Genomic DNA, 24340 nt, shown 5'->3' with positions numbered 1-24340 from the left:
CCATGGCCAACAAGCTGACGAAGGACCTGGAGCGCCGCCACGCCGCAGCATGCGACCTGATCGCCTCGGACAAGCCGTTGGACCGCGAGGAGCAGGAACAAGTCCTCACGGACTTCCAGGCCTCCTCCACGGCTCGCAACGGCCTGGACGGAGCCTTCTTCACCCCGCTCGGTCTCGCCAACGACCTGGCACTGCACGTGTCCGGCGACCGGATCATCGACCTGTGCGCCGGGATCGGCGCACTGGCCTGGTCCTGCCAGGACGCCTGGGGCCGCCGCTCGTTGGGCCGCGCGCCGCGCGAGTTCGTGTGCGTCGAGCGCAACCCTGCCTACGTCGAGGTCGGCCGCCGCATCCTCCCGGAAGCACAGTGGATCTGCGGCGACGTCCTGGACCTGGTGGACCGGACCGACCTGGGGCCGTTCGACACCGCCATCGCCAACCCCCCATTCGGACCGATTCCGCGCATCCGGGACGCTCCCGGCTGCTCCAGCCGCCGCTTTGAGTACCACGCGATCGCCACGGCGTCCCGGCTCGCCCGGCGCGGCGTCTTCGTCAGCCCGCAGCAGAGCGCACCGTTCCGCTACAGCGGTCGGCACCGGTTCCTCCAGGAGCGCGACCGCGACTGCGAGCGGTTCGAGCACAGCACCGGGATCCGCATGAACCACAACTGCGGCATCGACACCACGGCCTACCGGGACGACTGGCAGGGCGTCAGCCCGGCCGTGGAGGTCGTCGTCTGCAACTTCGACCGCCAAGCGTGCGACGCGCGCTGACTGCCGAACGGTGCCACCTCTCCCCGCCCCGCGCAGTCGAGAGCCGGTCAGCGGGGCTCACCGACCGCCACATCCAACGGAGCTGACCATGTCGCACTTCTCCGCGCTCGTCCTCCTGCCGCCGACCGACGCCCTCGCGGACACCCTCACCAGCGCCCTAGAGCCCTTCGCCGACGACGGCGCGGATCCCGACCGCATCGGCCAGTGGGAGCACTGGATCCCCGGCGGCCGCTACGCCGGGCACTTCCATCCCCCCGCCGCCAACCTCGACGACCCGCGGCTGCTGCGCACCCAGCCCGCCCGCGACGCAGTCGCAGGCGGCCCGCTCCACCTCCTGGACCTCCTCCAGGCGCGGGCACAGGCCCGGCGCTGGGCCGCCAACCGCCACGCGGGCTTCCTCGCCCGCTCGCAGCACCTGCCGACCGGCGCCCCGTGGCGCAGCTTCCTGACCCGGCACCGCGCCGCCCCGGAGGCCTTGCCGCTGCACCGCGCGGAGCAGCAGTTCACCCAGCAGCCGCAGGCGGCCCAGGCACGCAAAGCGCTGCACCCCAGGCTGCTGGTCGACCTCGACGCGGCGCTCGCACTGGATACCGACGCCTTCGCCGAGCGGCATGCCCGCCGTGCCCTCCCCGCCACGGCGATGGTCGACCTGAACGGCAACTGGAGCATCGACCCGGCCTTCACCGATCGGGTGAACTGCACCGAGGAGGAGTCGAGCGCCTACATCGAGGAGTGCAACGACCGCCTCGACGCGGCACCCACCGACACGATCGCCGTGTGCGTCGAGATCACCCGCTGAGCCGACCCGCCAAGCCGCCCAGGACCGCGCCCTCCGCCCGGTCCTGGGCGGCTCGCGCTGTCCGGGCTCCGGATCCGAGGGCCCGCACAAGGGGCATCAGCCGGTCAACCGCCTCCGCACCGGCCGCCCGCATTGGAGAGTTCCAGCCACCCCTAAGCTGTCGACCATGTGTTCGTGATGAGGGGTCAACTCACTGTCCAACCAGGGCCGTTGAATGTTCACTTGCAAATGCACGTGCGTCTGCTGATGCAGAGGGCAGATGATTGACAGCACACCGTGATGGCTGAAACGGTGTCTCCACTGTTTGCCACGGGGGTGACCAGTTTCACCGCAGTGCGCACACGTCCGTCCCGGCGCAAGCGCGTGCCTGGGCGTGGCTGGCACGGGGAGGGAACAGCCAAATGGGGTCGCGCGGAGTCCGAGGTTTCTCAGCGCAGCTGCTGCGCGAGCGCCGCACCGCCCTGCAGCTGTCCCAGCACGCCCTCGGCGCGAGGATCGGCAAGGACCGTCACGCCGTCATCCGCTACGAGATGGGCCGGCATCTTCCCGAGCCGCGAAGCCTATTCGCACTCGCCCGCGAGCTCGGCGTCCTGCCGACCGATCTGCTGGACCGGCCGGTTCACGACCTGTCGTGGATGAGGTTGCGCGCCGGCTTCGAGCAGAGCGACGTCGTCCCGCATGTCGAGGGCTACCCGATGCTCGAACTCGGCCGCGTAGCCCTGCAGCCGGACGTCGCGGACACCCTCGCCGGCCTGTTCAGCAGCGACTCCTTCCAGGTGACGACGCCGGCCGTCTACGCGGCGCACCAGGCCATCCGCATCGTCCGCGGCCGGGGGCCGGCCTCCGATCCCAGCCGCGCCAGCGCCATGCCCCAGAGGCTCAGATGACCCGCCCGCCGCCGTCGGCGCGAGCGACCGACTTCAAGCCCACGGCACCGGCTTCCCTACCAGCCGGCCAGCCAGCCCGACCTGCACCCACCCACGAGGGGGACCAGTGACGTCAACCAGTCGCACCACGAACATCCGCGTCGTGGCAGCGGTCGGGGCCCTGTGCGTCGCGGTCGGCCTGACCGGCTGCAGCAGCAACGGTGCAAAGGTCTCGTCGAAGGACTCCAGCACGCCGAGTGCATCTGCATCGCCCAGTCCTTCGCCTTCAGCCTCCGAGGACGCGAAGATCACCGGAGCATTGGACGACTACACCAGTTCCGTGGTCACGACGCTCCATACCAACAGTCCAGAGGGCACACGCCTCATGCAGGTCACAGGAGGCGATGCCCTGACCGCGATCCTGGAGCAGCTTGCTGCCGACAAGCGCGATGGTGTGATCTGGCAGGGACAACCGGTGGTAACCGACGAGCAGGTCTCTTCGGTGGATATGAAGCACCGGCCACCGCAGGCGACAGTTCGTCAGTGCTTCGACAGCCGGCATTGGTATCCGACGCTCAAGTCGACCGGGAAACGAGTAACCCTCCCGCAGCAACCACTCAAGTACGTCGTCGAGGCTACGATGCGTCGCTCGACAACCGGCCAATGGGTCGTCGCGGAACGCCTGGCGAACCGGAACCAATCATGTTGACAAGGCGGGGTGGCTCGACGGCGGCCATTCTCATGCTCGCCCTAGCGATCTCCTGCAACATGGGCCCCAGCTATGCCACAGGTGATGACGGGGTCACCGCGCCGCACGGATGCTCTAGCTCGGGCTTCGTTTGTTACGGAGCCACCTCTCCGGGGAAGCCAGGCAGCCCAACGCCCTCCAGGCCGGGGAAGCACGACCAACAGAGCTCATCGTCAACGAGCTCATGTGGGTTGAAGGCCGTCAACCTGCCGTGCAAGGACCCCTACCTGGGCGACGCCGTAGGCATGTGCTACTACCGCCCGGCGAATGCCTCCGACATCACGGCCCAGGGGCGTGGCGTCACCCTCCCGAAGAAGGATCCCAAGGCGAGCCCCTACCTGAAGACCTGCTACTCCGCCGGTGGTACTCAGCAGTCGTCCGTCATCGTGATGCTCGCGAATCCGCCCGGCAAGGTTGCTCCTCCAGACCCAGCAGTGCTGGCGCAACAGGCCTTCAACAAGATGAAGCTCGCGGCCCCGGGCATCCACTTCACCCCAAACAACGGCAAGGCCGGAATCGTGGGGATGCCAGTGTGGATGTGGATCGACGACAGCCCCACCGGGTGGGGCCCGCAGACAGGCACCGCCGCAGCCGGCGGCATCTCGGTGACCGTGACCGCCAAGGTGACCAGAGCGTTGTGGGACATGGGCGACGGCGACAGCGTGCCCTGCACGCAGCCGGGCGAGCCCTACAGCAAGTCCTACGGCAACGCGATGTCGCCGCAGTGCGGCTACCGCTACCAGCAGACCGGCAACTTCCGGGTCCAGGTGACGACGCACTGGTCGGTGACCTGGACGGCGACCACGGGCGAGACCGGCCAGCTGAACGACCAGAACCGCACCGCCGCAGCTGCGGCCAAGGTCGCCGAAGTCCAGTCCCTCAACAACTAGAACGTCCTGGCAGGAAGGTCTACGAGGTGCGTGCTGACAAGACGGCGGAGGTCCCGCCGCAGCAGTTCCTGGGCGCCGCGCCCACCGCGGCGCCCGCGCCCGCTCCGCGGCGGCGGCGCCGGCCCGGGGTGACCGCGCTCGGCCTGGCCCTGGTGGTCGTGGGCGCGCTGGGGGGCACTGCCCTGGTCACGCAGGCCGGGCATCGGGACGAGGTGTTGGCGGTGGCCACCACCGTGCACGTGGGACAGACCATCAGCAAGGCGGACCTGCGCATTGCTCACCTGCCGTCGGATCCCTCGGTCAAGACCGTGCCGCTGTCCCAGGCCAAGACGGTGATCGGCAAGTTGGCCGCAGTCGACATCCCGGCCGGGAGCCTGCTGACACCGGCCTCGACGACCAGCACGAATCCTCTGACGGCCGGCAAGCAGACCATTGGGTTGCAGTTGAAGCCTGGTCAGCTTCCGGGCGAGGCCCCCGCTCCGGGCACGCACGTGCTGATCGTTGCGTCCGGGAACACCGGGGACGGCGCGAGCAGCGGGAGCGGGTCAAGCAAGGCATCGGGCAGTGCCGGGTCGATCCAGGGCGTGGTGCTGCGTGTCGGCGCGGCCGATTCCAACGGGGCGCGCGTGGTGGACGTGGCGGTCGATCCCAGTGATGGGCCGAAGGTGGCGTCCGAGGCGGCGAGCGGTGTCACGCTGATCACGGATGCGAGCTGACGCACCATGAGCGTGATCACCCTGCTTTCAGCCCGCAGCTACGGGACCTCGACCACCGCCCTCGCGCTGGCCTTCACGTGGCCGCGGCCGGTGCTGTTGGTGGAGGCCGACCCGGCTGGCGGCACCATCCGCGCCGGGTTCTTCGAGGGCGACTTGGGTGTGGAGCGGGGGCTTCACCATCTGGCGGAGGCGCATCGTGCAGGGCGGCTGGCCGAGGCCTTTGAGAACCACCTGATTACGTTGGAGGAGGGGCGGCTGCTGCTTCCGGGGCTGACGGATCCGCTGCAGGCGCAGGGGCTGGTGCGTACCTGGGAGCCGCTGTCTGCGGTCTTCGCCGGGTTGGAGAGCGCTGGACTGGATGTGCTGGTGGATGCCGGGCGCGTCATTCAAAGTGCCGGGCAGCTGGCGGAGGAGTATCCGGCCGCGGTGGTCTACCGGTCGGATCTGGTGATGATGGTGGCGCAGTCGCATCTGCCGTCGGTTGCCGCGACGCGGCCCGTGCTGGCGTCGCTGACTGCTGCGCGTCGGCAGCACGCACCAGCTGGGCTTCCGCCGGCCCTGCTGATGCTCGACAACGGCCCGGTGACTGCGGGAGAGGCGGCTCAGCATCTGGGCCTGGGCGGGAACATGGTGCTGCAGCTGCCGTGGGACGAAGAGCGCGCCAAGGTCTTCTCGCTCGGTCGCGGTCGGCGCGCGCCCGCGCCGAAGCGCTCGCCGCTGATGAAGGCGGCGGCCCAGGTGGGGCAGGCGATGTGCAACGCGGTGGCCAACGCCCGCCAGCAGCAACCGGTGCAGTTGCCGGCCCGCCGGGCGGTCGGGCTTTCGCCGCGCGAGGTGGCCACGGCACTGGCACAGGCCCGGGGGGTGTCCGGTGGCTGAATCCGAGGAGGACGCACGCGGCTGGCCGCTTCAGGCAGCCAACGGCCACACCCAAGGCGCCAACCGCAATCCGTACAAGAACGGGTCGGCCGGCACCGGGGCGGCGCTGCCGATCCCGGCCTACCCCCTGCCGCCGCAGCCGGTCGCTCCTCCCCCGCCGCCAGCCCGCCAGACGCCGGCAGCGGGGCAGGCGCAGGACCTTCACAACGCTGTGCGGGCGGCGCTCGCCGGTGTGTCCACTCGGCCCGAGCCGCAGGCGCTGCCCGCCGCGGTGGTCGAGCCGGAGGTGCGCCCCTTCACCGCGGACGTGGTGCGGGAGTTGCAGCGCCAAGTCTCGGACCAGATGGTCGCGGAGGAGAAGGATCACGACGGGGCTGCCTTGTCGGAAGAGGACCGGGAGCAGCGCGGCCGGGCCCTGATCCGCAACGCGGTCGCGCGCTGGGCCACCGAGGAGTCGCAGCGCAAACGGGCTCTGTCGGAGCAGGCGGAGCGGGACCTGATCGATTCCGTCTTCAACTCCATCTTCCGGGCCGGACGCCTGGAGCCATTGCTGCGGGACCCGGACATCGAGAACATCTATATCCGCGGCACCGAGGCGACGGTGGACTACTACGACCGGCCTCACCAGCCGGTCGGCCGGATCGCGGGCAGCGAGCAGGAGGTCATCGACCTGATTCGCGGTCTGGCTCGGCGCGCCGGCCAGGAGCGGGTCTGGACGCCGGCGCGGCCCACGCTGGACCTGCGGTTGCCGGACGGCTCACGGTTGGCGGCGGCCGCTTGGGTGACCGAGCAGGTCGAAGTGACCATCCGTCGACATCGCATCCTCCACCACGGCCTGGAGCAGTTGGTCGCCTGGGGGACGATCGATGAGACGCTGGCCGCGTTCCTGGCGGCGCTGGTGCTGGCCCGCAAGAACGTCGTGATCGCCGGGAGCCAGGCGGTCGGCAAGACCACTTTGCTGCGGGCGATGGCGCGTCAGATCCCCATGGAGCAGCGGGTGGTGACGCTGGAGACCGAGCGGGAGCTGTGGCTGCACAAGGACGAGGGCCGCACGAACGTGATCTCCTTCGAGGCGCGCGAGGGCAACGGCGAGTTCCTGCCGGACGGCCGGCAGGCCGGCGAGGTGCCGCTCGACCAGTTGTTTCGGCATGCCCTGCGGCACACCAATCAGCGGACCATGGTGGGCGAGGTGCGTGGCCCCGAGGCGCCGCAGATGGTGGAGGCGATGACCTCCGGTGAGGGTGGCTCGATGGCCACCATGCACATCAACACGGGCCGCAATGCTCTGCCTCGGTTGGCGCGGCTGTGCGCGCAGTTTTCCAACACCACCATCGACAACGCCTTCAGGGCCTTGGCGGAGTCCATCGATTTCGTCGTCATCCTCCGGATGGTCGATGAGACGCCGCTCGGCGGGCGTCGGCACCGGTTTGTCTCGGAGGTGCTGGAGGTGACGGGGTTGGGCGATTCCGGTCAGCCTGCGACGCAGTTCGTCTTCAAGGCTGGGGAGCGCGATCCGCGGGCGGTGCCCTATGTGCCGCCCAACTGCCTCGCCGACTTGGAGCGGGTCGGGTTCGACAGGCGCCTGCTTGCGCAGCCGGGTGTGGGCCGCTGGCGGGCGATGGACTTCAGGGGGCCGATGTGACGCTGCAGATGCTGCTGACCGCGTTGTGCGGGGCGGCGTTGCTGGGTGGGTTGTTCGCCGCCGTCGCGGGCTTGGTCGGTTGGGCGGATCGGGAGAGTGCGCGGCGCCGCGGCCCGTTGGAGCGGCGAGCGGTGCGCTTGTGGTTGCGGGCCACGCAGGGCGGCAGCGTTTCGGGCACCCGTCGGCTGCGGGCCCTGGGCGTCGCGGCGTTGGCGGCGATGGTGGTGGTGTGGGCGGTGACCGGGATCCCGGTGGCCGGGGTGATCGTCGGTATCACGGTGCTGTTCGGGCCGGCGCTGCTGCGTCCGGGCGGCAATGCGACGAAGGCGATCGCGCGGTTGGAGGCGCTGGAGCACTGGGTGCGGCGTCTGGGCTCGATCCACGAGGCCGGCATCAGCCTGGAGCAGGCGATCGTCCGATCGCTGGACACCGTGCCGGAGCCGATCGCCGAGCCGGTCACCACACTGGCGCGCCGGTTGACCGCCGGGTGGCGGCCGGCGGATGCGTATCGAGCGCTGGCTGATGAGCTGGATGATGCGGCGGCCGACAGCGTGTGCGCGCTGTTGTGGCTGCATGCCAACGATCACTCCTCCGGCTTGTCTCAGGCGTTGCTGCGGCAGGCGAAGTCGACGGCTGAGCAGGTGGAGATGCGCCGCAAGATCGAGGCGGATCGGGAGAAGCCGCGGGCCAATGCCCGCTGGTTGACCGTGATGTGCCTGGGTGTGTTCGCGGTGTCCCTGGCCACGCACTACATCACCCCGTACCGGACGCCGGTGGGGCAGGCGGTGATGGCGGGTCTGGCGGTCGCCTTTGTTGCGGTTTTGGGCTGGATGCGGCGGATGGCCGCGCTCAAGCCCGCTCCCAGGATCTTGGATCGGACCACGCGCACCGACAGCGCTGCGGACCGGCAGGCGGGGTTTGAGGAGGCGGGTCGGTGATGGGTTGGTCGGTACCCGCGATGGTGACCGGAGCACTGGTGGGGCTGGGCCTGCTGGTGGTGCTGCGGGAGTTGCTGCCCAGCCGCCCCGATGTGGGCGACGTGCTGGCCCGGCTGGACGCCTCCGCCCAGCACAGCGGGACGATCGCCGCCGCGCGGCCGGGCCCGCAGACCGCGGCGGGGATGCTCGACAAGATCGGCCTCGTGGTCTTGGCGCACACCGGGCTGCGGGTGCGCGTCCCGGACCGCGACCTGAAGCTGTTGGGCCGCACTCCCGAGCGGCACCTGGGGACCCAGGTCGCCGCGGGGCTCTACGGGTTGCTCCTGCCGCTGCTGGGCAATGCGGTCCTCACTGTGGCCGGGCTGTCCCTGGGCTGGTCGGTGCCCGGGTTCGTCGCGGTCGGCCTGGCCGTGCTCTTCTACTTCATCCCCGACCTGTCCGCGCGCGGCCAGGCCAGCGAGGGCCGCAATGACTTCCGCTACGCGATCGCCGCTTTCCTGGAGCTGGTGGCGCTCGAGCGCGCTGCGGACGCCGGTCCCGCCCAGGCCCTGGAGCGCGCCTCGAACGCCGGCGACTCCTGGGTCTTCGCCCGTATCCGGGAAACCCTGTCGCAGGCGACTCTGCAGGGCGTGCACCCGTGGCGGGCATTGCAGCACCTGGCGGAGGAGCTGGCGCTGCCGGAGCTGCGGGACGCCGCCGACATCGTCTCGCTGGCCGGTGACGACGGGGCCGCGGTCCAGCAGACCCTGCACGCCCAGGCCCGGTCGCTGCGCGTGGCCACCGCGGCGCAGGAGGAGACGGAGGCCAACCGCGCCAGCGAGAAAATGATCTTCCCGGTGACGATGCTCGTCCTGCTGATGACCGTCTACATCGGCTACCCGGTGGCCAACGCCCTGATCCACAGCTGAACTCGGCGGTCTCTCCGCCGACGCACGCAGAATCCTTGGAGGGGTTCATGAACGCACTACTGCTGATCGCCTGGACCGCGCTGAAGGGCCGCGCGCAACTCGCACGGGACACGGCGCGGGAGAAGGGGGCGATCTCGACCGAACTGGCCATCGTCGTCGCCACGCTGGTGGTCATCGCGGGGATCGTCGCCGGGATTTTGGTCGCCAAGGCCCGCGCGAAGGCCGACGCCATTCCCTAGGCCGCACGTCTCGACACAGCCCGGCCTCCTTGTCTCCCCGCCCCGTGCGGGCCGACCCGCAGAAGGGACTACATCCGTGGCCCAGCACCTGGACACGTCGCGGCCATCCGCTGCGGTGCGCCGCCTTGCGGCGCGTCTGGTGCCCGCAGTGGGGCGCAGGGAGCAGGGTTCGGCGTCCATCGAGGCGGCCGTCGTCGTTCCGGTGGTGCTGCTGGTGCTGTTCATGACCATCCACGCAGCGCTGTGGTTCTACTCCCGGGATGTGGCCATGCACGCGGCCCAGCAGGGCGTGGACGCGGCCCGCCTGGACGGCGCCTCGCTGGGAGCGGGGGAGATCGCCGCCCGCCAGTACCTGTCCCAGGTGGGTGGGCTGACGACTTATCACATCGGGATCAGCGGCGGTCGGCAGATCAGGGTGACGGTCACCGGCGCGATGCCGACGATCGTGCCGGGCCTGGTGGTGCACATCAGCCAGTCGGCGTCCGGGCCGCGCGAGGTCTTCACCGGCAAGCAGAACGGATGACGGGGGGAATGGCCATGCGGCTGATCAGGCACGGACGCGGCGCGGGATCGCGCGGGAGCCTGTCGCTGGAGGCGGCGATCCTCGCCCCGGTGATCTTCGGGATTCTGGGGCTGGCCATCATGGCCGGCCGGGTCGCTCTGGCCCGCAGCGCGGTCGACCTGGCGGCCCGCTCGGCAGCACGCGAGGCCTCGCTCGCGCGGACCGCCGGCGACGCCTCGGCGCGGGGCCATGCGATGGCCGTGCAGGTCCTTGGCCAGCAGCACCTGAAGTGCGCCGACAGCGGGGTCAACATCAACGTCAACGGGTTCAGCACGCCGCTGGGCACCTCGGGCATGGTCACGGCCGGCGTGCGGTGCACCGAGAACCTCTCCGATGTGATGTTCGGGGTGCCGCTGCCGGGATCGGTGACGCTTGCCTCCACCTTCTCCTCGCCCGTCGATGCCTACCGGGAGCGCTGATGAGGATCTGTCACCTGCTCACCCAGCGGCTGTCCCGCTGCCGAGCAGCGGCCCGGCTGGCCGGTGAGCGAGGAGCGATCTCGTTGCTGCTCGCGGTGACGGCCATCGGCCTGTTCGCGATCATCGGTCTGGCGGTCGATGGCGCCGGCAAGGCCGAGGCCGTCGACCGCGCCAAGTCGCTGGCCCAGGAGGCCGCCCGGGCCGGGGCGCAGGCGTTGGATGTGCCGGATGCGATCGCCGACGGTTCCGTCCAGGTCGATCGCGACCAGGCTGCCGCCGCCGCGCGCCGCTACCTGACCTCCGCTGGGGTCCAGGGCACCGTGGGGATCGCCGACGGCGGCCGCACCCTGTCGGTGGCCGTGCACGACACCTATCATCCCAAGCTGATCGGCATGCTCGGCATCAACTGGCAGGTGTCTGGGCAGGGCCGGGCGGAGCTCGTGTACGGCATCGGAGGAGTACGCCAGTGACCCACCCGGGTTTTCCCAGTAGCCGTCGCAGGCTTCGGGCGCTGCCGGCCGCCGTTGGGGCGCTGGTGGCGCTTGCCGCGCTCCTGGGCGGCCTGCCGTACGCCCTGCTGCGGTTCGGTCACCTGCCCACCAGCGGGCCGGCCTTCACCCAGCTGCTCGCCTCCTTCACCTCCATCGACGACGGCAGCGTGCTGCTGACCGTCCTGAGCCTGGTCGGGTGGATCGCCTGGGCCGTCTTTGCGCTGTCCACCGTCTTGGAGTTGGCTGCGCTTCTGGCCGGGGTGCGGATCCGCCGGCTGCCGATGCTCGGCGGCTCGCGACGTCTGGCCTCCACCCTGCTGGGCGCCCTGATCCTTTTCGGATCGCCGGTGGCCCAGGCAGCCAACCCGGCCCAGGCCGCGACCGCTTCGGCGCTTCCGCAGGCCGGCACGGGGGCCGCGCGCACCCATCAGACCCCCGCCGTGCCCGCCGCCGCGACGGTGGGGCCGGCTCACACGGTGGCGGGCACCGAGACGCTGTGGGACATCGCCGAGCAGCACCTGGGCGCGGGCCAGCGCTGGAAGGAGATCGCGCAGGCCAACGAAGGCGCGGTCATGGCCGACGGTCAGGTCTTCGACGCGGGTCAGGCTCTGCAGCCCGGCTGGGTCCTGGCCCTGCCCACCACCGCAACCTCCGCGACGGCCACCACCCCCGCCGCACTCCCGACGCCCCCTCACGCGCCGTCGGCGGCCCCCGCCGCGACACCAGGCGCCGGGGGCATGCTGGGCGCGGACCACGTCGACGTCACTGCGGCCACCGTCCCGGTGCCGCCGGCCGCCGCCCAGGTGACGGTCCGCCAGGGCGACTCCTTGTGGAGCATCGCCAAGGCCCGCCTGGGCGACCCGGCCCGCTATCCGCAGATCGCGCACCTGAACCACCTGAAGAACCCGAACCTGATCCTGCCCGGCTGGATCCTGAAGCTGCCGCACGCCAAGCCGCCGGCGGCCCAGGCCCCCCACCGGCAGACGCGGCCCACCGCACCCGTACCGCACCAGACGGCGCCGGCGCCCTCGCACACACCCGGTCCTGCCGCCTCCCGGCCGCACGCCTCCTCGCCCGCGCAGCAGGGCGCCGGCGGACTCACCACCCACTCCCCCGCGCCCACGACGTCGCGGCCGGCCGACCCACGCATCCCCGCAGCGACCCCCGCACCGTCGCAGCACCACGCCGCCCCGACCACACCGGCACCGCACACCACGGGCCACGCGGGCGCCGGTCTGGCTCCCCACTCGCCCGCGGCCACGCCAGGCAGCGCCTCCCGGCCGCCTGCCGACCCGCGCCAACCGGCCGAGTCTGCGTCCCCCGCCACGCCGGCGCCCTCCGCTGCCGGGCGGGCGCAGGTCAAAGCTCACTCCGATACACGCGTGGTGGAAGCCGCGGCCGCCGGCGGCGTGCTGGCCGCCTCCGTGCTGCTGCTGCTCGGCTCCCGTCGCCTGGTCCAGCAGCGGCGCCGCCGCCACAAGCAACGCATTCCCATGCCCGACGGACCGCTCGGCGACTTCGAGCAGCAGATGCGGGTCGCGGAACAGCCCCTGATGGAGGTGGAGCTCGTCGACCGGGCGCTGCGCACCCTGGCGGCCCACCTCAAGCAGGCCGGACGGCCGCTGCCCGAGATCGCCGCCGCCGTGCTGTCCGCCCACGGCGTCGAGCTGCGGCTGGCTGAACCGGCGCCGCCGCTGCCGCCGTTCCGCGCCGTCGACGGCGACCTGGGGCACTGGCTGTGCCCCCCGCGCAGCACCGAGATCCTCGCCGCGGCCGAGGCGCGGGAGTTGCCCGCGCCCTATCCGGCTCTGGTGAGCATCGGCCACACCGAGGACACCGGGGACCCGGTCCTGGTCGACCTCGAGGCCCTGGGCATCCTGCAGCTGGACGGCGACCAGGACCAGGTCCACGAGGTGCTGCTGGCGCTGGCGGTCGAGCTGGCCGCCAGCCAGCTGACCGACGGGATCGGAGTGGTGGTCACCGGTACGGGCAGCGAACTCCAGGAGCCGTTCGCGCACCTGACGCACTATGCGACGTCCGCCCCGGCGATCGCCGAACTGGCCGTGCACGCCTCCTTCCAGCGCGACGCCCTCGCCGCGAGCCCGCACGCAAGCCTGCGCGAGGCCCGCCTGGAGGCTGTCGGCGCCGACGCCTTCACCCCGACTGTGCTGCTGTCCGGCGCCGCGCTCGGTTCTACCGACGCTGCCCAGCTGGCCGCCATGGTCAGCGAGCAGCCGCGCAGCGCGGTCGCCGTGGTCGCCTCCGCCGATCCGGCGCTGCAGGTGGCCGGGACCTGGATCCTGCCGGCCGAGCCCGACGCCGCCTTCGACCTGCCGGGCCTGGACATCCCGGTGGTCCTGCAGCGGTTGGAGCCCGACGCCTACGCCAAGCTCCTGGCACTGCTGGAGACCGCGGCCCGCACCGATGACGTGCCCGCGCCCAGCTGGGCGCAGCCCGAGTCGGCCCGGCCCGCCGCCCCTCAGCCGTTCCCCCACGGGAGCGCGGAGGCAGGGAATGGCGGGATCGACCCGATTCCCGTTGGCGATCTGGATACCCGGAACGCTCCGAGCGCTTCGCAGGGCGAGGACGACGACAGCTTCGCCGTCTCCCCACCCGCGGCGCCCACCCTGCCCGATGCTGCAGACGCGGAGGCCGCCGCGTCGCCGGGAGCCGTCTCGCAGCAACCCGACGAGGCCGAGCCCGAGGGGCCGATTGGCCGCGCTGCGCATCTCTCGCTCGCGCACAACAGCCCGGTCCCGCAGGCGGATCAGGACGCTGCGCGGCACATCCTCACTGCCCTCCAGCAGCCGGTCCCCGACAGCCCGCATCCCACCGTGCTGCTGCTCGGCCCGGTGGAGGTGGCCGGTGCCCGCGGCACCGTGGAGCCCGGCCGCACCCGGGCCCTGACCGAGACCGCCGCGTGGATGGTCCTCAACCCCGGGCTGACCTTCCAGGCCATGGACGAGGCCGTCTCCCCCGGCCGCCGCGTCACCGCCGGCACCCGCAACACCACGATCTCCAAGCTGCGCCGCTGGCTGGGCACCACCGAGGCCACCGACGACCAGCCGGCCCAGCCTTACCTGCCGCCCATCACCGGCGGCGCCTACGCCCTGGGGCCGCTGGTCTCCTGCGACTGGATGCTCTTTCAGGAGCTGTACCAGCAGGGCATGCACCGCAGCGGCGAGGCCGAGGACCTGGCACTGGCCCGCGCCCTGGCGCTGGTGCGAGGGCGGCCGTTCGCAGGCATCGACCCCGCCCGCTACGCCTGGGCCGAACCGGTCATCCAGGAGATGGTCTCCTCGGTCCTGGATGTCGCCCACGAGCTGGCGGTGCGCCGCCTGGAGGCCGGCGACTACCGCACCGCCGCGGCGGCAGCTACCAAGGGCCTCGGCGCCCTGCCGGACGCAGAACTGCTCTTCCAAGACCTGTTCCGCATCCACGCAGCCAGCGGCGACAGCGAAGGACTCCACCGTGCGATGCTCAGGCTGAATGCCATCAACGAACAGCTGGGCGTCGACCCTCAGGAGGAAACCGTCGAACTCCTGGAGGAGCTGCTGCACGGCCGTCGCCGCGCCTCGGCATGATGGGCCGGCAGCACCGCCGCGACGCTCGCAGGCCAACGCCGGCGATTCCTTGGGGCGGCTGCGCGCCGCGTGAGCAGATGCCGAGCCGGGCCGGAGCTGCCGTTCCTTCAACGAGGCACGGGTCCGGCCACGGCGCCCGCTGGCGCCGAACACCCCTCTGGCCGCGGTCCCGTGACGCGGCCCCGGGCGATCCGCGGCGGCGGATCGCCCCAGGCACCGGGTGGTCAGTTGCCCCAGAACAATTCGATGATCTCGCGCACCGCTTCGCGCGCGGCTCCCTCCGCAAGCCCTCGGGCGATGGAACTGCGCAGCCCAGGCTTGTGAGTTTCCTGTGCGGCCACCGAGGCCGGGTCGGGCACTGCCGCCTCGTGCTCATCGCGTCGCGCGTCGATGACGCGCCGGAAGACAGCCTTGATCTTGTTGCGCATAGAGACTTCCCTCGAAGGACCGTCGAGGGGCGTGAGAGGCGCCGAAAGCCCTCCCGGACGGGGGCACGCGTGGTTCCTCCCCGCGCCCAGGGCAACGGGAGAGGGATCTCAACTGCAGGCGGCAGCGGCGAGCGGCGATTCGAGCCGCGGCAGTGCGCGTGGGTATACCGAGCATGACGCGAGCCGAATGCCAAGGCACATCCACAGCAGCACGTGCAGGACCGCCAGCGGCAGAACGTCGAGCCTCAAGGGGACGCGGCGCCGGGTGTGTTGGCGTTCGGGGAACCACTGCATGCCCTCTACTATGCCGCGCACCACTGACACTGATCCCGGGCGAGAGACGGCGACCCGCCCAGGGGGCGCTTGTAGGAGGCGGCTGCGGATCCGCACGCCGCCACCTCGGAGGTGTCGGTGGGCGGGCCTAGCGTGACCGGGATGACGACCCGTTCCGCTCGCCCGCGGCAGGGTTGGTTCCGGCGTCGGCCGCCGGTGCCGCTGGTGTCGCACGATCCGCATCACCGGTCGGCCGGCCGCGGCGAGGGCTGCCTCGGCCACGGCCCTCCTCCGTCGGCCGCGGAGGCGTTGGAGGACCTGCCGGAGCCGCGCAGGGAGAACCTGTTGTGGCGTCATCTTCGGTGCTGCGACTACACCGAGGTCGAGGAGCTGGTGTGTGAGCAGAGCCGGTATCGCTGCCCCGTCGACGCGGAGTTGACACCCGAGGCGGTGACGCCGCGGGTGGCCGTGCTGGGCGACGACGGCCGCTACCATCTGCGGACCGGGCCGCGGATGCTGTGCGACCCTGGCGGGCCCGCGGCTGGGCCTCTTGAGCACCGCCAGTGGTGCCACTGGTGGGGCGACGGCATCCGCTATCGCCTGCAGCCACCGCGCGGCTCCGCCGCCGCGCCGGGACACGACGGGGTCCGCGCGCACGGTTGGACGGTGACGCTGACCGACCGGGTCCGGGATCCGATCGAGGTTCCCCTGCGGGAGCGCTGCCCGCACCAGGTCCGCTGCGGCCAGTGGCCGCCGCCGCCCAGCACGACCAAGGCCGGGCGGCTGCGCGCCCGACTGACAAGCGAGTTCGGGCCGATGTGCGGAGCGTGCGGGTCCCGGTTGGGCACCGAGGTTGACCACGATCACTTCGCCGGGGCAGTCCGCGGCCTGCTGTGCCACCGGTGCAACAGCGGGATCGACACCTGCCCGCACCCGACCGGCTGCCGGTGGGCCGAGTACCTCAACCACCCGCCGGCAGCCCCGCTGTGCCTGCGCTACAGCCACCACCGGGGTCTGCTGCGCGTCGAGGACCGCAAGGTCGCTGCCGCCGGGTTCGACCCGTTCTTCGCGCTGCGGCGCCGGCCCTTCGACTGGAGCAGAGCTATCGCCCCGTCGGAGGCGGTGCCCGACCTGACCGCGATACTCAGGCGAGGCCGGTTCCGTCCGCTCGCCGGCCACCTGACGGGACGGCTGAGGCGTCAGCCGTAGCGCCCCGCAGGGCTCCGGGCGCGGCGATCCGCGCGATGGAAGGCATTCTCCGCTCGGATCGCCGCGCGCCGCTCGACCTTCCGCTTACGAAGATGCGTTGTGGGCGGCTTCCCGCGGTCGATACGGCAGTCCGACGCCTCCGGTGATCTGCCGCCAGCGCCGGGCGAATCCTGGCCGTTGCTTGTCCTTGGCGCCGGCGGGCGCGGCCACGATGCAACCGTGGGCGGCAGGGTAGGTGTCGGCGATGTGCTCCAGGTAGTGGGCGCGCGCGATGCTGCTGGTCTCCCCACGGCGCAACGGGGCCTGGTGCTTGTGGGCGACCTTGCGGACCAGCAGCTCGGCCGTGTCCCGCGGCCCGGTGTAGAGGGTGGTGACGGCCCGCCAGGCGGGCCCCTTGGCGTGCTCGTCGCGGCACCCGGGGGCCGGAGTGCGGCAGGTGGGGCCGTGCTCGGCGCGGCACCCGGGCGTGCGCTTGGCGTTGTAGATCCGGCGGACGTCGTAGACCGCCCAGTCAACGGCGTCCAGATGGGCGTCGAACTTGTCGAGGATGACGGCGTTGGCGGGATCCTCGGCGAGCCGCCCGTACAGCGAGGCGGTGGCGTACAGGCTGGAGTTCTCGTTCAGCGCCATGGCGGTGTACTCCATGGCCAGCACCTGAACGGCGTGCTCGGGAAAGCGGCGCAGCCGGGCCTCGTGGCGCTCGCGGGAGGCGGCCACGCCACTAAAGGGACACTGCGCGCAGTAGCTCTTGTTGAGGATCACGCCGAGCCGCTCGTGCAGGATCTGTTCGACCCGCGCACGGCCCCACCCCATCTCAATCAGCGGGTAGATGGGCGTGCAGGCGGTGCGGGCCTGCGCGGTCAGCCGGCGGTCCTTTTCTGCGCGGCCGCGCTCGTCGGCGTTGTAGCCGATGGCGCGGCGGTAGGGGCGGGCGCCGAACTCCTGGCCGGCCCACTTGTCCAGCGGCCATCCCTTGAACTTCAGCGAGCATGTCCTATGACCGTTGGCGACCATGGGAACGGTGCCGGCTGCGGTGAGCTCGTCCGACAGGCGCCAGGGGCCGGCCGGGTACAGGCGGGTGGGGGCGCGGGAGTCGTCCAGGACCAGGATGCCGTCGGCGTCGCGGGGTCCGCCGCGGGCGAGTTGGACGTAGCGGACGCCGGCGCGGCGCAGGCGCGGCAGGATGTGGCGCTCGACGTCGGCGATGGTGTCGTCCCACTCATCGCCCGTCATGGCGGTGGCCACGATCAGGTCGGACAGGTCGGGGCGCAGCCCGTGGAAGGTCGGGCGGGCCAGGAAGTCCAGCAGCACCGCGGTGGAGTCGGCGCCGAGGCCGTAGGTGAGCAGAGTGGGCAGGTGAGGCATGGTGTCCTCGCGGTCTGAGGGCGGGTCAGGGTCCGGCCGCCACGGCCGCGGTGGCCGCGGCGCCCGTCGGGGTTAGCGGCGGCGATCGTCGCCGCCGGCGGGCAGCCCGTTGCCGGGGTGGAACTTCCGCGGGTCGATGTGGGTCTGGGCGGTGCCGTCGGGGCTGTCCTCGGGCGGGGCGTCGATGCTGCAGGGCGAGGGTGCGCAGCTCTGTCTTGGTGCCGGTCAGGACGCCTCCCGAACAGTTCAGGTCGCAGAGCAGCTGGAGGGAGTGGGAGTCGAGGACATCGGTGGGCTCGGCGAACTCGTGGATCTGGTCGCCGGGGATCCGGTGAGGGCCGCAGACTGGCGCTCGTAGTCGGTGCTCATGCGTCCCGCTCAGCGGTGCGGTGGGAGCGGGCGGCAATGGGGTCGTCGTGCTCCGTGTGGGCGATCAGGAGGTCTTCGGCGGCCTGGTCCTTGCCGAAGGCGCTAAGCAGGTCAGCGGCCGTTTCCGCCTCGGTGCAAGTCATGGAGCAGTGGTAGGTGTCGACCAGCTCGACCAGCAGGCGCTGCCAGTACTCGACGAAGTCCGCTGCGGCTTCGATCCGGGCGCGGTCGGTGGTGCGGTGATCGGGCAGGGTAGCTCTCCTCGGGTCGGTGCGGCGCGCGCCTGGGTCAGGCGTCGTCGCGTTCGTGCGCGAAGTGGCCCATGGCGTTGGCGACGAGGTCGTTCGGGTCCAGGCCGACGCTGTCGGCGTACAGGACCAGGTCGGCGATGATGTCGGCGATGACCTCGGCGTCGCTGCTGGTGAACGGGTTGCGATAGGCACTGATCAGGGCGACGGCGCGCGCGCTGGCGGTGGCGGCGCGGATTCCCTTCGCATTCACGCGGATCATCCTCTGAGGGGTCGGGCGCCGAGGCGCCGATGGCGGACGGCGGGCGCTGCGTCAACGGGGCAGCCGGTCGCGCTACTGGTGCTGCGTCAGCTCGTGGCAGCACACGCAGACATGGACGGGGTCGCTGAGCGCGGCCCGAAGCTCGTCGGTGTCCAGGGTGGTCTGGGTCGCGTTGTTCACCCACTGGGCCTGCGTGCTATCGCCGCGGATCTGGGCGCACATCGGCTTGAGGTGGATCTCCCATCGCGTGCCCGACGACTTGGCGATCTGGGCGTACCACAGCAGTCCGTGAATGGTCTGGTTCCCCTCGGGGTGTCGGTCGGGTGCGGGGCGGTGGGCGCCCTGGGGGGGCGCTCACCGCCCGGCGCTACAGCGGACCTACTGTCATTTCGGTGGGCAGGTAGTTGTCACCGCGCTGCGGGCAGGGGTGCGGCCTGGGTCGACAGGGGTTAGTTCTCGGCGGCGGGGCGAGGCGCGGGGATGGTTTGGGCGGGCTGGTCGGCGGCGGCGATGGCCTGGAGGGCGGCCGCGGCCTGCCGGGGCGTCAACTCGCGTGCTTCCAGATCGACCAGAGCGGTGCCGTGATATTCGTTGGCGTCGATCGTGGCGCGGGCGAAGGCGTGGAAGGGGTGGGTGCGGCTGCCGGGGGCGGGGCGCGCGGTGCCGTTGAAGCGCACGGATCGTGGGCCGTTGGGAGTGATCTGGGGCTGGCTGGGGGTAGTGCCGATCGCGTCGGCGATCTGCTCGGCCGCCTCGGCGATTTGCATGTTGGCCTGCCGCTGAAGGGCGAGTCGCAGCTGATACTGGACCAGGGCCTTGCGGTAGGGGGGCAGGAGACGTCGCGTGATCTCTCGGGCCATGGCGCTTGCGGTCCGGGTGTCGGCCACGCTGATCGACTCGAACCTCAGGTCGTGGCTGTCGCGGTCGACGCGGGCGTCGTGCGGGTCGTTCGGCAGTCGCCCGTCGAACAGGAAGCGGTTGCTGTCGAAGGGGGTCCAGAATTCGATCGTCTCGCCATCGGGGTGGGTGAACAGGTACGGGAGGTGGGGAGATCCGGTGGCGGTGGTCATCCACTGCGGTCCAAGAGCGGTAGCCAGGGTCGAGGCGAAGTCCGGGGTGGGAGTAGGCATGGCGTGATCCTTTGCGATCCGGGAGGGCAGGGGTGGGTAGCCCACGGTCGGCTAGTCAGGGCGGCGCGGGTTTCAGGTGGGGCGTCGTGTCGGCGGCCTGGCGTCGGGTCAGGAGCGCCTGGTTCGTGCGATGCCGCTGGCGTGTCGAGGTGGGCGCAGCGGTGCGGGTCAGTCCCCGCGATGGGCGCGGAGCCGTTCGCGTCGGCCGCGCAGCCGGTTGATCAGGACGGGGGCGGCTTCCAGGGCTTCGCGGCGGTCCAGGAGCGCGTTGAGGACCTGGGCATACCGGGTCGGCGACATCCGGAGTTCGCGGCGGACGGCGTCCTCGCGGGCGCCGGGGGTGCGGAACGTGCGGGCGGCCATGGCCAGCACCTTCCGCTCGGTCTCGGTCAGCAAGCGGCGGGCGGTCATCGGGTGACGCGTTTGATGTCGGCGTAGACGAGGGTGGCCTCGTCGACGGTGTCCCAGGGAAAGGCGCGTTCGCCGGTGTGGAGGGTGAACTCGTAGCGGCCCGGCGGGATGTCGACGAGGGTGACGCTGCGCCCGATCCGGTCGATGCGGCCGCCGCGAGCCATCCACAGGTCAGCGTCGGCGACCGAGTAGGCCCACAGGTCGGTGACGATGGTGGCGAGCCGGTCGGTGTCGGGCAGTGTCGGGTTGTCGCTCGCGTCGTAGGCGGGGGTCGCGATGACATACCGGTCCTGCCCGGTGCGGTAGAGCCCCGGGCAAGTGTCGTCGATCGCGCCGTAGGCGCAGCCGAGGTCGGCCATCGCCAGGGTGGCCTGGGCTTGCCCCAGGAGGGTGTTGTAGTCCGCGACGTCGCGGCGGTCCCGCGGGAAGGCGTCGCGGAGGTCGTCGGCGACCGCGATCCGGCCCGACGGGACATCGAGAGTGATGGTCGTGGTGAATCCGTCCGGGTAGGCGCACGGATCCTGTGCGCGGACGCGGCCGTCGGCGGCGACGAGGCGGGGTGCGGTGTCGCAGACGGTGCACGCCTCCGAGATGCCGGTGTGCCAGACCACCGTGCCGTCGGCGTCGCGGGCATGGACGTTGATGGTGGTTCCGTGGCTGAGACGGTGTCCGTTGCTGTCCAGGGGCATGGTCTGGACGGTGATCGTCATGTAGCCGGTCCTTTCCTGTGGCCGGGTGTTCGGCAGCGGACGTCAGTGCGCGCCGGGACAGCCCTCGTGGGGGGCACGGCATGCGTGGACGCCGAGCGCGGTCACGCCGCCTTCGGCGCGGGACAAGAGCGCGAAGCCGGAGATCAGGGCGCTCAGGGTGGCGCCGCGGTGGCGGCCGCCGAACTGGAGGTCGTCGCCGTGGGAGCCGATCTGGCGGGCGAACTTCTGGGCGGTGCGCATCATTTCCGCGCGGCCCAGGTCGGGCTGTTGGCGGATGGCCAGGGGGACGGTGGCGAGGAGGATCTCGCGAAGGTTGGCGTTGAACGGGGCCTCGGCGGTGGTGGCGGGGACGGCCACGACCAGTCCGAACGGGCCGTGGTCGGTGGGTGGCGGTGACGTGGTCAACGGAGGCCTCCACAACGGGGATCGGGGGGGATGGGGGGCGTCGGTCGTGGACGCGGCTCCCGGTCGCCGGGAGCGCCCAACGAGCAGCACAATACATAGCCAAGAGAGTATTAGCAACTCATGGGGTATGGGTGTGTCCCCTGTTGCACGACCGCGGACGCGACCAGGACGGGCGGTCCGGCCCGGGCGCGGCTACGTCTGCCGGGAGGCGGTGGACGTCGTGGGCGGCGCCAGGGCGCGGGCGCGCACGGCGCTCAGCATCTGAGGCTGCAGGCCGGCGCGGCGGGCGACGCCGGCGATCCGTTCGGCATCGTCGGCGCCGTCCTGCGGGTCGTTCCACGCCAGGATCTGCAGGGCCAGGCCGACTTGGGCCAGCCGCGGCGCCGCCGCCGATGCGTCGGCGGCCGTATCCAGGCGGGCGCGGATGCGCGCGCGGGCCGCGGCGCGCCCGGCGCGCAGATGGGCGGTGGCATCCAGCACGGTGTGGCCGCCTTCGGCGGCGGCCTGCTCGGCGGCGGCCGCCCGGGCGGCGAGCGCGACGTCGTCCGCATCGGCCGGCAGGCCTGCGGCGCCGGGCTCGGGGCGGGCGGCGAAGTAGGTGGTGGCGGCGATCGGCACCGGGCCGCGGGTCCGCGCGGCGTCGCGGTAGGCGTGCAGCCAGCGGCGGGCTCCGACAAGCCTCGCGCCGGGCCGCACCGGCCTGCCGCAGCGCAGCTGCATGGCCCGGGCCAGCGGTTGATCCAGCCGTCGGGCGGCGAGTTGGCGGGCGGCGCGGTCCAGCTCCGCGGTCCCGGCGCTGCGCCAGGCGGGCTCGATCAGGTGGGGGGCTGCGTCCATCGCCTCGGCGCAGTCCACCAGGTCCGGATGGTGGGCGCACGGGTCGAAGTCGGCCGAGGCCGCCTCTTTGCGTCGGCAGGCTTCGGCGATCGCCTCGCAGGCGGCGGCCGCGGTGCAGCTCCAGTCGAGGGCAGCGGGGCATCCCGGCAGGTCGATCAGGGTGGCCAGCAGCAGCGCGGCGGTGGGCGCCAGACGGTGAATCAGGTGGTTCGCCTGGTCGGCGGTGCGGTGTCCGACCAGCGGCCACACCATGTTCGGGCAGTGCTCGGGCGGGGCGGTGAGGGTCGCGTCGGGCACCCAGACGCTGGTGCCGGGCCCCGGCGGCGGGAAGTCCTCCGCAGCCGGCTGCCCGGCGGCAAGGCGGTGCCACGCGATCGTGAAGCGGCCCGTGGGCAGGTGGAGATGGAACCGGAGGTGGCGGGTGGGCAGGTCGAAGGCGTAGCCGCCGGGGACGGGATGGGGTCGGGCCGGCCAGTCGCCGGGGTCGACCGGGACGGGGCGCAGATGGCGGGCCACGGTGGTGGTCATCGGCACGGGCCTTTCTCGGCGACGGGTCGGCATCGGACCATCAGGGCTTGGTGTGGAGGCGGCGGGTGCCGTGGCGGATGGCGGCGGTGGCGCGCTCCAGGTCCTCGGCGGTGCGGCGGAGCACTGCGGGCTCGAGGTAGCCGGCGTCCAGGACGCGCTCGGCCGCAGCCTCGGCCAGCGGCCGGTGCAAGAGCTCCTCGCGCTCGAGATGGGCGGCGAGCCGGTCGTGGGCGAGCCGGACGAGCGCGTCCATCTCCGTCCGGTAGGCCGTCAGGCGGGCCGTGACCGGGTGGCGGGCGCCGACCGGCTGCGGCTGTTCCTCGCCGGTGCGGATGGCCAGCGCTGCCGCGTCCCACAGCAGGCGCGCCCCCAGATCGGCGACGGCACCCAGCTCGGCGTCCTGCGGGCAGCCGGCGGCAAGCTGGACCAGGTCCCGCTGACCGGCCGCCAGAGCCGTAAGGACGGCGGGCGGGTGGGCGAGGGTTCGCACGCGCCGGCGAGCCAGCCGGTCGGCGATGCGCACCGCCGAGGCCGGCAGCAGGCCGGCGGCCGCCGCGGCCGCGGCGGCAACCGGCAGGGGCGCGCCGAGGCCCACCGCGGTCAGACCGGCGTAGGCGGCCAGGCCGAGCGCGCCCAGGCGCCCGGTGCTGATCGCCGGTCCGCCGGCGGCCAGTTGCACCAGCGTGGCCGGCCCGCGCCGCATCCAGCGCCGCGCCGCCCGGGCGCACAGGCTCGGCTGCGGCGGCAGGACGCCGAGTTCGACCAGGAGCGGTGCCTGGCCGGACAGGTCCCACACCCACCAGCCGAAGACCGTGGCCTGGGGGGCGCGTCCGAGGCGGGCGACCGTGCGCGGATCATCCGCCCGCCCGGCGGGCAGGGCCTGGCGGTAGCGGCCCAAGGTGGCATCCACCCGGCGCTGCTCGGCCGCCAGGCGCTCGGTGTCGCCATCGAAGGGCACCGCGAAGGCCTCCTTCGGCACGTCCTGCTCGGGGCGGCGGGGCCCGGGGGCGCTCACGCGGCCACCGGCAGCGGCGGGTAGGGCGTGAACGGCTTGAGGGAGCCGGCCGCGGTGCGCCACACCGCGGTGCGGGGGTGGTCGCCGGGCTCCCGCCAGCTGTGCAACTCCTCCACGCGCGCCTCCTCGTGGGCGTGCAGGAAGGACTGCAGATCGCGGCTCTGGGGCGGGGCGCCCAGCCAGATGCGATCGGCGAACTTGCGGCCCGGGTCGGTGCCGAAGGGCGAGGTGATCAGTACGACGTGCATCCCGCGGGTGCGGGTCAGGGCCGCAAGGATGCTGCTGCCAGCCAGCGGGACGCGCTCTGCATGGTCCACCACCAGCATCCGGGGGCGGTGCTCGCTCGGGCAATGGTGGGCCTCGAGGGCCTGGAGGAAGGCCGCTGGGCGCATTCCGAGGCCGTCGAGGACGGTGCTGCCCCACCCCATGGAGCGGGCAGCCAAATCGAAGTGCCGGGCCAGTTCGGTCTTTCCGCTGGCGGCCAGGCCGGAGATCGCTACGTGGCCGGTGCCAACGGCCAGGGGCAGCACCAGGTCCAGGTCGTAGTCGACGCCAATCGGGATGTGCAGGACGGCGGCGGCATCGTGCAAGTGGGCGCTCATCGAGCTCTCCTTGTGTCGGTGCGCCGGCGCGTGCGGCGCTCTCGTCCGCTACAGGTGTCGTGGAGGCGTCCGGTGTGACATCCGGGCCGCAGAT

27 protein-coding genes are annotated in these 24340 nt (G+C 72.1%); 16 read left to right on the top strand and 11 right to left on the bottom strand.

The window, feature by feature from the left end; translation table 11 throughout:
- Window positions 1–2: 2 nt before the first annotated feature.
- The 15 genes from BIV57_RS13710 to BIV57_RS13640 all read left to right on the top strand — a co-directional run bounded on the left by BIV57_RS13710 (window position 3) and on the right by BIV57_RS13640 (window position 14454).
- Window positions 3–773 (top strand): class I SAM-dependent methyltransferase, encoded by a 771-nt coding sequence (locus BIV57_RS13710; protein WP_071657058.1) that lies wholly within the window; start codon window positions 3–5, stop codon window positions 771–773.
- 88 nt (window positions 774–861) lie between these two features.
- Window positions 862–1572, top strand: a complete 711-nt coding sequence (locus BIV57_RS13705; RefSeq protein ID WP_071657057.1) for a hypothetical protein — start codon at window positions 862–864, stop codon at window positions 1570–1572.
- Window positions 1573–1973: 401 nt separating this feature from the next.
- Window positions 1974–2459: a helix-turn-helix transcriptional regulator gene (locus tag BIV57_RS13700; RefSeq protein ID WP_071657056.1), complete on the top strand. Its 486-nt coding sequence runs from the start codon at window positions 1974–1976 to the stop codon at window positions 2457–2459.
- A 142-nt stretch (window positions 2460–2601) separates the two neighbouring features.
- The gene (locus tag BIV57_RS24600) at window positions 2602–3147 is read left to right on the top strand and encodes a hypothetical protein (RefSeq protein WP_139275658.1); all 546 of its coding nucleotides are present in this window, start codon (window positions 2602–2604) and stop codon (window positions 3145–3147) included.
- Between the two features lie 230 nt (window positions 3148–3377).
- Complete coding sequence (locus BIV57_RS13690) at window positions 3378–4076, top strand: hypothetical protein (RefSeq protein WP_079170305.1); 699 nt, start codon at window positions 3378–3380, stop codon at window positions 4074–4076.
- 26 nt (window positions 4077–4102) lie between these two features.
- Window positions 4103–4792, top strand: a complete 690-nt coding sequence (locus BIV57_RS13685; protein ID WP_079170304.1) for an SAF domain-containing protein — start codon at window positions 4103–4105, stop codon at window positions 4790–4792.
- 6 nt (window positions 4793–4798) lie between these two features.
- Window positions 4799–5671: a CpaE/TadZ family protein gene (locus tag BIV57_RS13680; protein ID WP_071657054.1), complete on the top strand. Its 873-nt coding sequence runs from the start codon at window positions 4799–4801 to the stop codon at window positions 5669–5671.
- Complete coding sequence (locus BIV57_RS13675) at window positions 5664–7313, top strand: TadA family conjugal transfer-associated ATPase (RefSeq protein ID WP_139275656.1); 1650 nt, start codon at window positions 5664–5666, stop codon at window positions 7311–7313. The genes BIV57_RS13680 and BIV57_RS13675 overlap by 8 nt, the downstream gene beginning before the upstream one ends.
- Entirely contained in the window at window positions 7310–8251 is a 942-nt protein-coding gene (locus tag BIV57_RS13670) for a type II secretion system F family protein (protein WP_071657053.1), read from the top strand. Before BIV57_RS13675 ends, BIV57_RS13670 begins: the two co-directional genes overlap by 4 nt.
- Complete coding sequence (locus BIV57_RS13665) at window positions 8251–9159, top strand: type II secretion system F family protein (protein WP_071657052.1); 909 nt, start codon at window positions 8251–8253, stop codon at window positions 9157–9159. The genes BIV57_RS13670 and BIV57_RS13665 overlap by 1 nt, the downstream gene beginning before the upstream one ends.
- A gap of 47 nt (window positions 9160–9206) precedes the next feature.
- Window positions 9207–9398 (top strand): hypothetical protein, encoded by a 192-nt coding sequence (locus BIV57_RS13660; RefSeq protein ID WP_071657051.1) that lies wholly within the window; start codon window positions 9207–9209, stop codon window positions 9396–9398.
- Between the two features lie 148 nt (window positions 9399–9546).
- A complete protein-coding gene (locus tag BIV57_RS13655; protein ID WP_175548752.1) occupies window positions 9547–9921 on the top strand; it encodes a TadE/TadG family type IV pilus assembly protein in 375 nt (124 codons plus the stop codon).
- A gap of 14 nt (window positions 9922–9935) precedes the next feature.
- Window positions 9936–10379, top strand: a complete 444-nt coding sequence (locus tag BIV57_RS13650) for a TadE/TadG family type IV pilus assembly protein (RefSeq protein WP_071657096.1) — start codon at window positions 9936–9938, stop codon at window positions 10377–10379.
- Window positions 10379–10849, top strand: a complete 471-nt coding sequence (locus BIV57_RS13645; protein WP_071657050.1) for a hypothetical protein — start codon at window positions 10379–10381, stop codon at window positions 10847–10849. The genes BIV57_RS13650 and BIV57_RS13645 overlap by 1 nt, the downstream gene beginning before the upstream one ends.
- Window positions 10846–14454, top strand: coding sequence for a LysM peptidoglycan-binding domain-containing protein (locus tag BIV57_RS13640; RefSeq protein WP_139275655.1), 3609 nt, complete (start codon window positions 10846–10848; stop codon window positions 14452–14454). The genes BIV57_RS13645 and BIV57_RS13640 overlap by 4 nt, the downstream gene beginning before the upstream one ends.
- Window positions 14455–14678: 224 nt before the next feature.
- Here the strand turns inward: BIV57_RS13640 and BIV57_RS13635 are convergent, their stop codons facing one another.
- A complete protein-coding gene (locus BIV57_RS13635; protein ID WP_071657048.1) occupies window positions 14679–14882 on the bottom strand; it encodes a hypothetical protein in 204 nt (67 codons plus the stop codon).
- Between the two features lie 435 nt (window positions 14883–15317).
- Between BIV57_RS13635 and BIV57_RS13630 the strand changes: the two genes are divergently transcribed.
- Window positions 15318–16364 (top strand): endonuclease domain-containing protein, encoded by a 1047-nt coding sequence (locus BIV57_RS13630; RefSeq protein WP_139275654.1) that lies wholly within the window; start codon window positions 15318–15320, stop codon window positions 16362–16364.
- A gap of 84 nt (window positions 16365–16448) precedes the next feature.
- Here the strand turns inward: BIV57_RS13630 and BIV57_RS13625 are convergent, their stop codons facing one another.
- From BIV57_RS13625 to BIV57_RS13580, 10 genes are all read right to left on the bottom strand, one after another.
- Complete coding sequence (locus tag BIV57_RS13625) at window positions 16449–17729, bottom strand: hypothetical protein (protein ID WP_071657046.1); 1281 nt, start codon at window positions 17727–17729, stop codon at window positions 16449–16451.
- Between the two features lie 365 nt (window positions 17730–18094).
- Window positions 18095–18241 (bottom strand): hypothetical protein, encoded by a 147-nt coding sequence (locus BIV57_RS25175; protein WP_175548751.1) that lies wholly within the window; start codon window positions 18239–18241, stop codon window positions 18095–18097.
- Window positions 18242–18386: 145 nt separating this feature from the next.
- Complete coding sequence (locus tag BIV57_RS13615; RefSeq protein WP_071657044.1) at window positions 18387–18599, bottom strand: hypothetical protein; 213 nt, start codon at window positions 18597–18599, stop codon at window positions 18387–18389.
- A gap of 458 nt (window positions 18600–19057) precedes the next feature.
- On the bottom strand, window positions 19058–19678 hold the full coding sequence (locus tag BIV57_RS13610; RefSeq protein WP_071657043.1) for a hypothetical protein: 621 nt from the start codon (window positions 19676–19678) through the stop codon (window positions 19058–19060).
- Between the two features lie 228 nt (window positions 19679–19906).
- On the bottom strand, window positions 19907–20134 hold the full coding sequence (locus BIV57_RS13605) for a DUF3263 domain-containing protein (RefSeq protein ID WP_245797653.1): 228 nt from the start codon (window positions 20132–20134) through the stop codon (window positions 19907–19909).
- An 11-nt stretch (window positions 20135–20145) separates the two neighbouring features.
- On the bottom strand, window positions 20146–20859 hold the full coding sequence (locus BIV57_RS13600) for a hypothetical protein (protein WP_071657041.1): 714 nt from the start codon (window positions 20857–20859) through the stop codon (window positions 20146–20148).
- A 42-nt stretch (window positions 20860–20901) separates the two neighbouring features.
- Window positions 20902–21264 carry a hypothetical protein gene (locus BIV57_RS13595; protein ID WP_071657040.1) on the bottom strand — a complete coding sequence of 121 codons (363 nt, stop codon included), beginning with the start codon at window positions 21262–21264 and terminating at the stop codon, window positions 20902–20904.
- 192 nt (window positions 21265–21456) lie between these two features.
- Window positions 21457–22629, bottom strand: coding sequence for a hypothetical protein (locus tag BIV57_RS13590; RefSeq protein ID WP_071657039.1), 1173 nt, complete (start codon window positions 22627–22629; stop codon window positions 21457–21459).
- Window positions 22630–22669: 40 nt separating this feature from the next.
- A complete protein-coding gene (locus BIV57_RS13585) occupies window positions 22670–23644 on the bottom strand; it encodes a hypothetical protein (protein WP_071657038.1) in 975 nt (324 codons plus the stop codon).
- Entirely contained in the window at window positions 23641–24246 is a 606-nt protein-coding gene (locus tag BIV57_RS13580) for a nucleoside/nucleotide kinase family protein (RefSeq protein ID WP_071657037.1), read from the bottom strand. The genes BIV57_RS13585 and BIV57_RS13580 overlap by 4 nt, the downstream gene beginning before the upstream one ends.
- Window positions 24247–24340: the final 94 nt, after the last annotated feature.

Source organism: Mangrovactinospora gilvigrisea, assembly GCF_001879105.1.
Lineage (GTDB): Bacteria > Actinomycetota > Actinomycetes > Streptomycetales > Streptomycetaceae > Mangrovactinospora > Mangrovactinospora gilvigrisea.
This window is presented reverse-complemented; position numbering and strand designations above follow the sequence as displayed.

Coding starts and splice junctions, on each gene's coding strand:
- BIV57_RS13710 (WP_071657058.1), top strand. CDS start 3: ATGGCCAACAAGCTGACGAAGGACCTGGAGCGCCGCCACGCCGCAGCA.
- BIV57_RS13705 (WP_071657057.1), top strand. CDS start 862: ATGTCGCACTTCTCCGCGCTCGTCCTCCTGCCGCCGACCGACGCCCTC.
- BIV57_RS13700 (WP_071657056.1), top strand. CDS start 1,974: ATGGGGTCGCGCGGAGTCCGAGGTTTCTCAGCGCAGCTGCTGCGCGAG.
- BIV57_RS13680 (WP_071657054.1), top strand. CDS start 4,799: ATGAGCGTGATCACCCTGCTTTCAGCCCGCAGCTACGGGACCTCGACC.
- BIV57_RS13665 (WP_071657052.1), top strand. CDS start 8,251: ATGGGTTGGTCGGTACCCGCGATGGTGACCGGAGCACTGGTGGGGCTG.
- BIV57_RS13660 (WP_071657051.1), top strand. CDS start 9,207: ATGAACGCACTACTGCTGATCGCCTGGACCGCGCTGAAGGGCCGCGCG.
- BIV57_RS13650 (WP_071657096.1), top strand. CDS start 9,936: ATGCGGCTGATCAGGCACGGACGCGGCGCGGGATCGCGCGGGAGCCTG.
- BIV57_RS13645 (WP_071657050.1), top strand. CDS start 10,379: ATGAGGATCTGTCACCTGCTCACCCAGCGGCTGTCCCGCTGCCGAGCA.
- BIV57_RS13635 (WP_071657048.1), bottom strand. CDS start 14,882: ATGCGCAACAAGATCAAGGCTGTCTTCCGGCGCGTCATCGACGCGCGA.
- BIV57_RS13630 (WP_139275654.1), top strand. CDS start 15,318: ATGACGACCCGTTCCGCTCGCCCGCGGCAGGGTTGGTTCCGGCGTCGG.
- BIV57_RS13625 (WP_071657046.1), bottom strand. CDS start 17,729: ATGCCTCACCTGCCCACTCTGCTCACCTACGGCCTCGGCGCCGACTCC.
- BIV57_RS25175 (WP_175548751.1), bottom strand. CDS start 18,241: ATGACTTGCACCGAGGCGGAAACGGCCGCTGACCTGCTTAGCGCCTTC.
- BIV57_RS13610 (WP_071657043.1), bottom strand. CDS start 19,678: ATGACCACCGCCACCGGATCTCCCCACCTCCCGTACCTGTTCACCCAC.
- BIV57_RS13600 (WP_071657041.1), bottom strand. CDS start 20,859: ATGACGATCACCGTCCAGACCATGCCCCTGGACAGCAACGGACACCGT.
- BIV57_RS13590 (WP_071657039.1), bottom strand. CDS start 22,629: ATGACCACCACCGTGGCCCGCCATCTGCGCCCCGTCCCGGTCGACCCC.
- BIV57_RS13580 (WP_071657037.1), bottom strand. CDS start 24,246: ATGAGCGCCCACTTGCACGATGCCGCCGCCGTCCTGCACATCCCGATT.